15 protein-coding genes are annotated in these 10,515 nt (G+C 31.7%); 10 read left to right on the top strand and 5 right to left on the bottom strand.

The window, feature by feature from the left end; all coding sequences use genetic code 11:
• The 4 genes from IX290_RS02410 to IX290_RS02395 all read left to right on the top strand — a co-directional run.
• A partial coding sequence (locus IX290_RS02410) for a hypothetical protein (protein ID WP_211491607.1) occupies positions 1–575 on the top strand: 575 nt, incomplete at its 5' end.
• Between the two features lie 16 nt (positions 576–591).
• Positions 592–1,122 (top strand): N-acetylmuramoyl-L-alanine amidase, encoded by a 531-nt coding sequence (locus IX290_RS02405; RefSeq protein WP_211491606.1) that lies wholly within the window; start codon positions 592–594, stop codon positions 1,120–1,122.
• Between the two features lies 1 nt (position 1,123).
• Positions 1,124–1,645 carry a phage holin, LLH family gene (locus IX290_RS02400; RefSeq protein WP_211491605.1) on the top strand — a complete coding sequence of 174 codons (522 nt, stop codon included), beginning with the start codon at positions 1,124–1,126 and terminating at the stop codon, positions 1,643–1,645.
• 16 nt (positions 1,646–1,661) lie between these two features.
• Complete coding sequence (locus tag IX290_RS02395) at positions 1,662–2,123, top strand: phage holin family protein (protein WP_211491604.1); 462 nt, start codon at positions 1,662–1,664, stop codon at positions 2,121–2,123.
• A gap of 1 nt (position 2,124) precedes the next feature.
• Here the strand turns inward: IX290_RS02395 and IX290_RS02390 are convergent, their stop codons facing one another.
• Both IX290_RS02390 and IX290_RS02385 read right to left on the bottom strand, forming a co-directional pair.
• On the bottom strand, positions 2,125–2,340 hold the full coding sequence (locus IX290_RS02390) for an AbrB/MazE/SpoVT family DNA-binding domain-containing protein (protein ID WP_211491603.1): 216 nt from the start codon (positions 2,338–2,340) through the stop codon (positions 2,125–2,127).
• Between the two features lie 10 nt (positions 2,341–2,350).
• Complete coding sequence (locus IX290_RS02385; RefSeq protein ID WP_211491602.1) at positions 2,351–2,653, bottom strand: hypothetical protein; 303 nt, start codon at positions 2,651–2,653, stop codon at positions 2,351–2,353.
• A 343-nt stretch (positions 2,654–2,996) separates the two neighbouring features.
• On the opposite strand from IX290_RS02385, the gene IX290_RS02380 reads away from it, so the two are divergent.
• Complete coding sequence (locus IX290_RS02380; RefSeq protein ID WP_211491601.1) at positions 2,997–3,320, top strand: thioredoxin family protein; 324 nt, start codon at positions 2,997–2,999, stop codon at positions 3,318–3,320.
• 44 nt (positions 3,321–3,364) lie between these two features.
• On the opposite strand, the gene IX290_RS02375 is transcribed toward IX290_RS02380, so the two are convergent.
• The 3 genes from IX290_RS02375 to IX290_RS02365 form a co-directional block, all read right to left on the bottom strand.
• Positions 3,365–4,792 (bottom strand): leucyl aminopeptidase, encoded by a 1,428-nt coding sequence (locus IX290_RS02375; RefSeq protein ID WP_211491600.1) that lies wholly within the window; start codon positions 4,790–4,792, stop codon positions 3,365–3,367.
• A gap of 100 nt (positions 4,793–4,892) precedes the next feature.
• A complete protein-coding gene (locus tag IX290_RS02370; protein WP_249168811.1) occupies positions 4,893–5,093 on the bottom strand; it encodes a DUF1653 domain-containing protein in 201 nt (66 codons plus the stop codon).
• Positions 5,094–5,105: 12 nt separating this feature from the next.
• Entirely contained in the window at positions 5,106–5,732 is a 627-nt protein-coding gene (locus IX290_RS02365; protein WP_211491599.1) for a DUF1847 domain-containing protein, read from the bottom strand.
• 168 nt (positions 5,733–5,900) lie between these two features.
• Between IX290_RS02365 and IX290_RS02360 the strand changes: the two genes are divergently transcribed.
• The 5 genes from IX290_RS02360 to IX290_RS02340 all read left to right on the top strand — a co-directional run bounded on the left by IX290_RS02360 (position 5,901) and on the right by IX290_RS02340 (position 10,509).
• Positions 5,901–6,716 (top strand): mechanosensitive ion channel domain-containing protein, encoded by an 816-nt coding sequence (locus tag IX290_RS02360; protein WP_249168810.1) that lies wholly within the window; start codon positions 5,901–5,903, stop codon positions 6,714–6,716.
• 134 nt (positions 6,717–6,850) lie between these two features.
• On the top strand, positions 6,851–8,305 hold the full coding sequence (gene guaB / locus IX290_RS02355) for an IMP dehydrogenase (RefSeq protein WP_211491598.1): 1,455 nt from the start codon (positions 6,851–6,853) through the stop codon (positions 8,303–8,305).
• A gap of 87 nt (positions 8,306–8,392) precedes the next feature.
• The gene (locus IX290_RS02350) at positions 8,393–9,169 is read left to right on the top strand and encodes a toxin-antitoxin system YwqK family antitoxin (protein WP_211491597.1); all 777 of its coding nucleotides are present in this window, start codon (positions 8,393–8,395) and stop codon (positions 9,167–9,169) included.
• A 72-nt stretch (positions 9,170–9,241) separates the two neighbouring features.
• On the top strand, positions 9,242–10,090 hold the full coding sequence (locus tag IX290_RS02345) for a KH domain-containing protein (protein WP_211491596.1): 849 nt from the start codon (positions 9,242–9,244) through the stop codon (positions 10,088–10,090).
• Positions 10,087–10,509 carry an HD domain-containing protein gene (locus IX290_RS02340; RefSeq protein WP_211491595.1) on the top strand — a complete coding sequence of 141 codons (423 nt, stop codon included), beginning with the start codon at positions 10,087–10,089 and terminating at the stop codon, positions 10,507–10,509. The genes IX290_RS02345 and IX290_RS02340 overlap by 4 nt, the downstream gene beginning before the upstream one ends.
• The last annotated feature ends 6 nt before the right edge of the window (positions 10,510–10,515 follow it).

Here is a 10,515-nt window from a genome sequence, read left to right as displayed (position 1 = left end):
AATTAGGAGGTAATAACATGAGAGTTATTTACACAAAAGAAACAATTTCAAAAGCAGATCATGTAATCAATTTATCCGAAGAAGACTTTTTTAAGGTGTATCCAAACGGAGATAATTTTCACGACAGACCAGAACTAAATGATGAGAATCATATCGTTATGGTAGACCAGGATAGAGTTTTAGAATATCCAACGTATGACAAAGTAGAAGATACAATCAGGGAAATGACAAGAGAAGAAAAAATAGTATTGCTAAATCAAACAGATTTACTTGCTGATGGAGAGGTAGTTACTGACGGAACAATAAAAACAGTTGAATGTTCTGAGGACTTCGTACAAGCTAAGTGGAATAAAGAAAAAGCTTGCTGGGAAGAAGGAGCTAATAAAGAAAGTCTTATGATAGACAGAAAAAACAAAATTCTTGAGTATGCAAAATACAAGAAAGAAATCGAGGAGCTGAAAGAGTTCTCAGACGAATTTGAAAGTGATGAGACAATAGTTTTATTGCAGTCAAAGATGGAAGCCTTAAAGGAGGAAATAAACGCGTTACTGACTAAAATTAAAAAAATTAAGTAGTTAGGAGGTGAATAGTATGAAAGCATTGGTAATTGGTCACAATGAGTTGAGCAAAGGGGCGTATTCAACAGTGCTTCGTCAATATGAATATGATTACTACACTGATATAGCTAATATGATTAGCCAGCTGGACAATTCAATTGATATTTATATAAGGAAACCGGCCGGAGGATATACCAGGGAAATGACTCCAGTTGTAAATTCAATTAATAAGCACAAGTATGATTTTGTTCTGGAGCTCCACTTCAATAATGTGGCTGATAAAAAAGTGAATGGCGCTTTATGTTTAGCACATCATGGAAGTGCTGGAGGTCAAAAAGTTGCTACTGAATTTTTAGAAAAACTGTGTGATGAATATGGTTTAAGAAATAAGGGCATTATAAAAATTAAAGATAGCAACGAAAGAGGAGGATTCGGGATTTGTAAGACCTGTTGCCCTTATGTTTTAATTGAACCGTTTTTTGGTAATAATCAGGAAGCGGAAAAATTCAAGAATAAGGAAAGGTTTGCAAAATTTATAGTTGATTTTATTAGGGAGGCAGATTAGCATGACTGAGAAAGTATTTTATGGCGTTATAATTGCATGTATTGTGGCAGTAGTGGCATTAATTGTATTGATGTATGTGTATAGAAGACAGGGGAAAATAGCCAAAGAACAGAAGATTAAAGCACTTCTTATGCGTATTGGCTACTATTCTGTGTCACTTGTAGAAGCAATTTATCGTGATGGTAATGGTAAGAAAAAACTTGATGAAGCTACTAAAATTGTAAGAAGTAAACTTCCAGCAGGAGCATCGGATCTGATCAGCGATGAAATGATACACAAATATTTGGAAAGTGCCCTAGCCGATTTACAAGTAGTATTTAAAGGGAAAAAGGCTGATGAGATTAGTATGTTGAATAAAATAATTGACGTAGGATCTTCATCTCCTGATGCAAAAGCTGCAATAGAATTAGCTAAAAATATGAGGGACTCAAAAGGCTATATAGAAGGGTATGCGGAAGGACGTACTAATTTTCATGGCCAATCTGAAGCAGCTGTCGGTATAAGAGGCGGAGTAAAGCTATAAATCAAAGGAGGCAGCCGTGGATGAACTTAATCAAATTATAGAACTTGGAAAAGAAATAGGGAAAATAATATTTAACGTATTCAATTTAGTACTTGGAGGTATTCTAACATTAATTTTTTATGTTACGGGAGGCCGTGATGAGCTTGTAGCAACACTGGCGATAGTCATGCTAACGGATTATATATCCGGAATAATAAAGAGTGTTATAACAGAAAAGACGAACTCCCGTGTAGGTATCAAGGGAGCCCTAAAAAAGGTAATGATGGTGTTGGTGCTTACTGCAGTATGGAAAGCTGATGAAGTGTTGAGGGGTCCAATCCAATTCAAGAATATAATTACTTGTATTTTTATAGGGAATGAGGTTATAAGTATTATAGAAAATGCAATAATAGCAGGTATACCAATTCCAGAATGTTTTAGGAGACAACTGGAAAAGAGATTTGAACAGATAAGAGATAAGAAGGAAGATAAAAAATAGTTCATATGAATAAGAGAAAAGGGCGTGTATTCTCCAGCTTCTGTATTTTTTCTTTTGATATTATTATTATTTGGTCGTCTAGTTTATAGACGTTTACTTCTCTAGAATCTTCTGTTACTCCTAAGTCATTAATCCATGGCGTTGGTAAGTTGATTCTATAGCTTACTGCACCTTTACCATTCTTACTGAACATTATTCTAAGGGTTCTTTTCTCCATTTTACTCCTCCTATTTGACTATTGATATGTATCTTGGGTAGTTGTATCCCTGTGTTTCCACTACTACTTTATGTGCTCCATCAGTTACAGATACAGCTGTGTATGCGTTAAAATCTTCTATATATTCACATGAATCTTTAAGAAAATCGTATTCAGCAAATAAGTTATCAGTGAAGTGATTAAATTGAGCTTTTGTAAGTTTTATATTTTTAGTTATTATTACTTGTCTTGATTCTCCATATTTTTTTATATCTTTCTTTGCACTTTCCAAATTTCCTCTTTTGCAGATAAATCTTAATGTTTTTAATTCCATATATCTCACTCCCTTTTTATCGCACCGATAAAGTCAAATAAAATTATAAATTTTTTAAGATAAATTGGCGCTTATATGCTCCGTATATATGCTGTCGTAAGACTACCGTAAGATTACCATTTGCATTAGACCCCAGTAAATTCAAGCATTTGAGGAGCGCCAAAATCTTTCCCCAAGATGTTTTATATAGTAGAAAAAGCCGATAACTAAGTTACCGGCTTTTTTAATTTTTTGTTATAAAAATATTGAAAATAAAATTGACTATTTCAAGTTTAGACAGGATAATAGTGGTAGTATGATATAATCTAATATAAATATTATCTATATTAAATGGGAGAATGATATGAAAGAATTAAAAAGTTATGAAGAGTTAAAAGCAGTTCTTGAAAAAGAAAAAAGAGTAGTTATTTTTATAACTAACGATTTTTGCAGTGTATGTCATGCAGATCTGCCCAGAGTAGATGCAGTGGCTAAAAAAAAGAATATTCCTGCCTATCATGTAAATGTTACTAATATGCCTATGGTAGCTGGACAGTTTAGCCTATTTAGTGTTCCAGCAGTACTTTTATTCTTTAAAGAGAAAGAGTATCATAGACAGGTACATTTTATAGATTTTAAAGAGTTGGAATATAGAATAGAACAGCTTCAATCTGAAGTGGAAGAATAGTTAATAAAAAAAGCTCCTGAAAATTTTCAGGAGCTTTAATTCTATTAATCTTTAATATAAGAATAGATTGTTCTAAATACCTGTCCAGTAGGCCCTTTTTCATAGTAAGGGTTTCCACTGTTGTGAGAAAATACTGTTCCAGCTATATCCAGGTGAATCCATCTTTTTCCTTCAACAAACTCTTCTAAGAATTTCGCTGCATTTACAGAACCACCAAATCTTGAACCGGTATTTTGAAGATCTGCAATATCAGATTTAAGATATCTTTTAAATGAGTCAAACATAGGCATTTGCCAGAAAAATTCATTCCAGTTTTCACTAGCTTTAATAAGTTTTTTGGCAGCTTTATCATCATTTGAAAAGACTCCAGTTACATCCTCTCCAAGTGCCACCATAATTGCACCAGTAAGAGTAGCAGCATCTATTACTTCATCTACTTTTTCATTTCTAATAATATATGTAAGAGCATCAATCAGAGTAAGTCTTCCTTCAGCATCAGTATTTGTAACTTCCACTGTTTTACCATTCATTGTATTTACAATATCTCCAGGTCTATAGGCATTTGGACCTATTGAGTTTTCACATGCAGCAACTACACACACTACATTTTTCTTAAGTTTCATCTTAGCAACAGAGCACATTGCTCCTATCATAGTAGCAGCTCCACCCATATCTTCTTTCATTCCAAGCATACTTGCTGTTGGTTTAAGTGAAAGTCCTCCAGTATCATAAGTAAGTCCTTTTCCTACAAGACCATATTTATATTCATGTTTTTCATCTCCGAAGTATCTCATAACAATTACATAAGGTCTGTGATGAGCAGCTCTGGCAACAGAAAGATATGAGTGCATTCCAAGATCATAAGCGTTGTGTTCATCTAAAATTTCAACTTCAAATCCAAACTCTTTACCTAATTCCTGAGCTTTCATAGCAAGAGCATGAGGAGTCATAACTTCTGACTGCTCATTTATCAAGTCTTTTACTATATTTGATATTTTAGCAAGCTCATACCCTTCTAGAAGTTTTGGAACTCTTTTTTCAGTAAGATATTCAACCTGTAAAAATTTATCCTTTTTCTTAGAAAGATATTTATCAAATTTGTAGTTTATATGTTCTACTACTTCAGCTATTACCCCAGGGTTATCAAATTCTGGGTCTTCAAAAGCTACAAGAACCTTACCAGTTATATTTTTAAGAGTATCATAGATATGCTCTCTTAAATTTTTAGCATCAAGTTTTTTAGGATCTCCAAGCCAAGATATAATAAGGTTAATAACAGAGTCCCCATCAACTAAGTTAAGTTCAACCTTTTTACTCTCTTCTGGCAGGAATTCCTCCTTAGATATTAAAGTTTTTATATTTTTTTGACTCTCTTTACTGAAATAATCTGGAAGAACTAATTTGGTAGAATCAGTAAAAATAACAATTTTATCATATTGACCATCAATTTTCTTTACACATTTAAAATTCATATAAACCCTCCTTTAATTATTCTATATAGAAAAATTTTAACATCATTCCAAATTTACTTCAATTATAAAGTTGATTTTTTCAGTATATGTTTATTAATTCCTATTTTTTCGAAAGAAATTTTACCAAAAATTCATTTTTTTCTCTTACAAAAAGTTTTCCAGGTGCTTTTTCAGCAGTATAAACTACCACTATCAATCCATCTCTTTCGTTAGTACAATCAATAGCTTCTTTTACAACCTGATATTGATTTCCATTTTTCTTATTTATCCATAAAGAATTTTCTTTTATTTCCATTTCCATATTTTTCCTCCATTAATCATATAATTTTTTGTTGTAGTAAGAGTGAGCAGTATATAGTGCAGCCATTGGATTATGTCCTAATACTCTGTCTTTAACAGCAAAAACTGTAACAGGTGCTTTAGAATATTTAATAAATAGAGAATCATGGCCAACACAAAGACCTAAAATAATATTCAGGTCAGTATTTTTATCATTTAAAAGTTTTGCCTGTCCTATTGGATTACACATTCCTTCAAATTCACAATATGGACGAACCTGTTCATCTCTTGAAATATTGATTTCAGCTTTTGGAATAGCACCATTTTTACAGATAATTGATTCAATTTCAAAGCCATGGTGACGTAAGATATCAGCAAATATTTTAGCCTCTTTTATCAAACCAACACAGAAAGCAAGTCCTATTTTTTTATATTCACATTTTTTAGCAAATAGTATAATTTCCTGTATTCTTGTTAGTTGACAGTAACCTTCAGCTTCAACAAGAGCAGAGTTATGTGCTATTTTCATATCTTCTGGATCATGGTAAAGTTCTTTTATATTTTCTATTTTTTCAGTTTCTCTACACGGACAGTTTGATGGTAAGTTATCAAGGTCCCCTTTTTTACAAGATATTTTGGTACAAGAATCGCAAGTATACATATTTTTCCTCCCATTAAAATATATTATTCTACTTCCTATATTATATAATATTTAGCAAAAAAAATCTAAAATAAAAGGTGTAAGAACTTGATAAAACCTCTTAAAACATATATAATATATAAACACTAAAAGGAAAAAACTATATTTAAATTAAGGAGAGAGAACACAATGTTAAATTTAATGACAGCAGATTTTATTGCAAAATTAGCTAACTATTTACCTGGAATAATTGGTAGAATAATAGCAGTGATAGTTGTACTTATTATCTGGCCAAAATTATCAAAGCTTATTTTGCACACATACAAATCAATTTTAAAGAAGAAGAATGTGGATCCACTTTTAGAAAGTTTCACAACTTCAATTGTTACAACATTACTATATATAGTATTGTTTTTTATCATAATAGGAATAGCAGGAATTAAAGCTACATCTTTAATTACAGTATTAGGTACTGCAGGTTTAGCTGTTGGTTTAGCACTTCAAGGAAGTTTGTCTAATCTGGCAGGAGGGGTATTAATCCTTTTCTTCAAACCATTTGTTAAAGATGAGTATATTGTAAGTGGAAGTGTAGAGGGAACTGTTGATAAGATTCAGATTCTATATACAACACTTGTAACACCTGACAATAGAATGGTAGTAGTACCAAACAGTCAGCTTGCTAATAACTCTATTATTAACGTATCTAGAAATCCAACAAGAAGACTGGACCTTATGTTTTCAGTATCTTATGATACACCAATAGATAAAGTTAAGAAATTATTAAATGAAATTGCATCAAATCATCCAGCAGTTATAAAAGAGAAACCATTTAATATAAGATTAAGTGTTCAGAATGCAAGTTCACTTGATTTCATATTCAGAGTTTGGGTTAAAAAGGAAGATTACTGGACTACAAAATTTGATTTTATGGAAATCGTAAAAGAAGAGTTCGATAAGAACAACATTGAAATTCCATATCAAAAAATTGACATATATTCTAAATAATTGACAGTTAGAAAAAATTACTATACTCTTTTTTCAAATTTTGTGATATAATATTTCAAATAAAAATTAATCTGTAGGAAAAATTTCGTTTAGAAATTTTATTGTATAATATGTATTTTTAAAAGGAGTGACAAATGAACGGAAAAATTTTAAAAGAAGCTATTACATTTGATGATGTACTTCTAGTTCCAGCAAAATCAGACGTTTTACCTAATCAAGTAAGCCTAAAAACAAGACTTACAAAAGATATTACTTTAAACATACCTATTGTCAGTGCTGCTATGGACACTGTAACAGAATCTGATCTAGCTATTGCACTTGCTAGACAAGGTGGTATAGGATTTATACATAAGAATATGAGTATTGAAGATCAGGCTGCGGAAGTTGACAGAGTAAAGAGAATTGAAAGTGGAATGATTAGAAATCCAGTTACTCTAACAGCAGATTGTACTGTTGGTTATGCAGAAAGTTTAATGAGAAGATATAAAATATCAGGACTTCCAGTAATTGAAGAAGATGGAAAATTAATTGGTATTGTAACAAACAGAGATATTAAATATCATAAAGATATGGAACAATTGGTTGGAGAGATAATGACTAAAGAAAATCTTATCACTGCTCCAGTTGGAACTACTTTAGAAGATGCAAAAGAAATATTACTTGCAAATAGAATTGAAAAACTACCTATAGCTGATGAAAATGGATATTTAAAAGGATTAATTACAATAAAAGATATAGATAACTTAGCAGAATATCCAAATGCATGTAAAGATGCTCATGGAACTCTAAGAGTAGGAGCTGCAGTAGGAATTGGACCAGATACTTTACAAAGAGTAGATGCTCTAGTAAAAGCTGGTGTAGATATTATAACTGTTGACTCAGCTCACGGACATTCAGCAGGAGTTATAAAAGTAATAAAAGAGATAAGAGCTGCTTATCCAGATTTAAACCTTGTTGGAGGAAATATAGTAACTGCAGAAGCTGCACTTGATTTAATCGATGCAGGAGTAGACGCAGTAAAAGTAGGAATTGGACCTGGTTCAATCTGTACAACAAGAGTTGTAGCAGGAGTTGGAGTACCTCAACTTACTGCTGTAAATGATGTATATCAAGTATGTAAAGATAAAGGTATAGGAGTAATTGCTGATGGTGGTATCAAACTATCAGGAGATATAGTAAAAGCTCTAGCAGCAGGAGGAGACTGTGTAATGCTTGGAGGACTTCTTGCAGGAACTAAAGAAGCTCCAGGAGAAGAGATTATACTTGAAGGAAAAAGATTCAAACTTTATGTGGGAATGGGATCAATTGCTGCAATGAAGAGAGGATCTAAAGATAGATACTTCCAAAATGATGCTCAAAAACTTGTTCCAGAAGGAATAGAAGGACGTATCTCTTATAAAGGAAGTTTAAAAGATGTTGTATTCCAACTTTGCGGAGGAATAAGAGCAGGTATGGGATATTGTGGAACACCTACAATTGAGGATTTAAAAGTTAATGGTAAGTTCATAAAGATAACAGGTGCAGGATTAAGAGAAAGCCATCCTCATGATATAACTATTACAAAGGAAGCACCTAACTACTCTAAATAATAAAATTATATTATAAATTGTTTGTTTAGTCTTTCTAATCTGATATTTCGGAGAGGAAAGACTAAACTTTTATTAAGGGGGATAACAGTGAAAAAATTAGCAATATTATTATTGGCTATTGCTAGTTGTTCTTTAGTATATGGAGAGGAATTTAAAGAGGTAGCTCCATTAGAAGAAAGAATAATGATCAATGCACAGATTAAACCAAATGCAGTAAAAAAAGTTGAGCCAAAACCTCTTATGAATAGTGCTGCAAAAATAGAAAACAAACAGGTAATTGGAAGTAGTGAAAATATAGCAAAAAAAGCAGAAGAGAAGACTACTGTTATGACAAAGGATAAAATAGATGGAAGGGTAATTGACCTTGCTCAAAAAAGAGTTATAGGAGGAGTGGTTTATGCAAATGATGAAACAACTCCATACACAGGGACTTTTGCACTTTTCCTTGGAGATTTTATAGAATACGCTGAAACTTTTGTAAATGGTGTATTAGATGGACCAAAAACATGGTATTCTCAAAATGGAAATATTGTTCTTCAGGAGTATTATAAAAATAATAAGATTGAAGGAGAACAAAAGGCTTACTATGAAAATGGAGCTATAAAGTCCATAGTTGAGTATAAAAATAGTAAAGTTATGGGAATAACTGCCTATGGAAAAGATGGAAAAATACTTCATCATGATGATTTTAAAGATGGTAATGGAAAATGGAAATATTACTGGGAAAATGGTCATGTTCTTGAAGAGGGACAGTATAAAAACTGGGTAAAAGATGGAGTATGGAAAAAATATAGAGAAAATGGAGAACTTGATACTGTAATTGAGTATAAAAATGGAAGACCAGTGGAAGAAAGTTGGAACTAATAGATGATTAAAAAGGGAAAGTTTTAAAAATATATGGTATAATATCATGGAATTAAATGATAGGAGAATTAGATGGATATAAGAACCATAGAAAAAAGCAAAAAAACAGGTTATATGTTTTACATAACATATGATGGAACTAAGTTTCAGGCTTTTGATGAAATGAAAGATAAAACTACTGTAAAAGGGACTTTTAGAAACATAATGGAGGAGCTTGGATTCTCATGGGCAAAGGGAATACAACAGGCAGGGCGTACAGATGCTAAGGTAAGTGCCAATGAAAACATCCTTTATGTGAGCAGTAATTTTATGGGAAATATAGAGAAGATAAAAGATAGATTTAATGAAAATTCTGCAAATATGAAGATTACCATGGTGAAAAAAACTTTTCCAAATCTTGCATTTCCAGAGCTTATTGCAGGTAGAGAATATATTTATAGATACCCTCAGAAAAAGATAAAAAGAACCGAGGAAGAGATTGTAAAAATCTGTGAAGATCTAAGTGGAAAATATGATGTAAGTGAGTTTACAGATAAAAAAGGCTTAGAGCTTAAGGAGCATATAAGAGAGGTAGAGATAAGTTATAAAAATGGGAAACTTTTCTTTGCTGGAGATTCTTTTATGCCAAAACAGGTAAGAATAATGTCAGGATATATACTTACAGGAGAAAAGGTACCTCTTGAGGGAAAATACCTTACTCTTAATAAGATAAAACTTTCAACTGAACTTCAAAATATGATATTTGAAGATATGGATAGTGTTGATATTCAAGGTGTTGAAAGAGTGGAAAAAACTTCAGATGGTGCTCTTTATATATTTTATGTAGAAAAGAGTAAAAAAGGGGAAGTTATTGGAAAAAACGGTAAGAATATAAAGGCACTAAAGAAAATATATGGAAATATAGTAGTGAGAGAGTTATGATTGTAGCCAGGATTAAACAGGGATTACGTTTTATTTTTGGAAGATATAAAAAAGAGAATGATAAAGAAGTAAGAAAGATATTGTCAGCCAGTGAGTTTGAGATATTTCAGAAGATGAGTGAATATGAAAAAATTCACTCTTTTAGATTATACAAAATGGTATGTAGTGATGATATTTTAGGTGGTAAGGATATCTATAAAAAGCTTGCCTTGCTTCATGATTGTGGAAAAGAGTCTCCAGGGTTGATTAGAAGAATGAAAAAAGTCCTGATTGGAGATAAAACTTTAGAAGACCACAGTTATAAATCATATGAAAAACTTAAAGATGTAAATTTGGAAGTTGCCAAACTTGCTAAAATTCATCATACCAAAACAGATGATATATTAATGGAAAGATTTCAAAATCTTGATGATAAATAGTTTAAA

Origin of the sequence: Fusobacterium sp. DD2 (genome assembly GCF_018205345.1) — a bacterium.
In the GTDB taxonomy this organism is placed as follows: Bacteria; Fusobacteriota; Fusobacteriia; order Fusobacteriales; family Fusobacteriaceae; genus Fusobacterium_A.
This window is presented reverse-complemented; position numbering and strand designations above follow the sequence as displayed.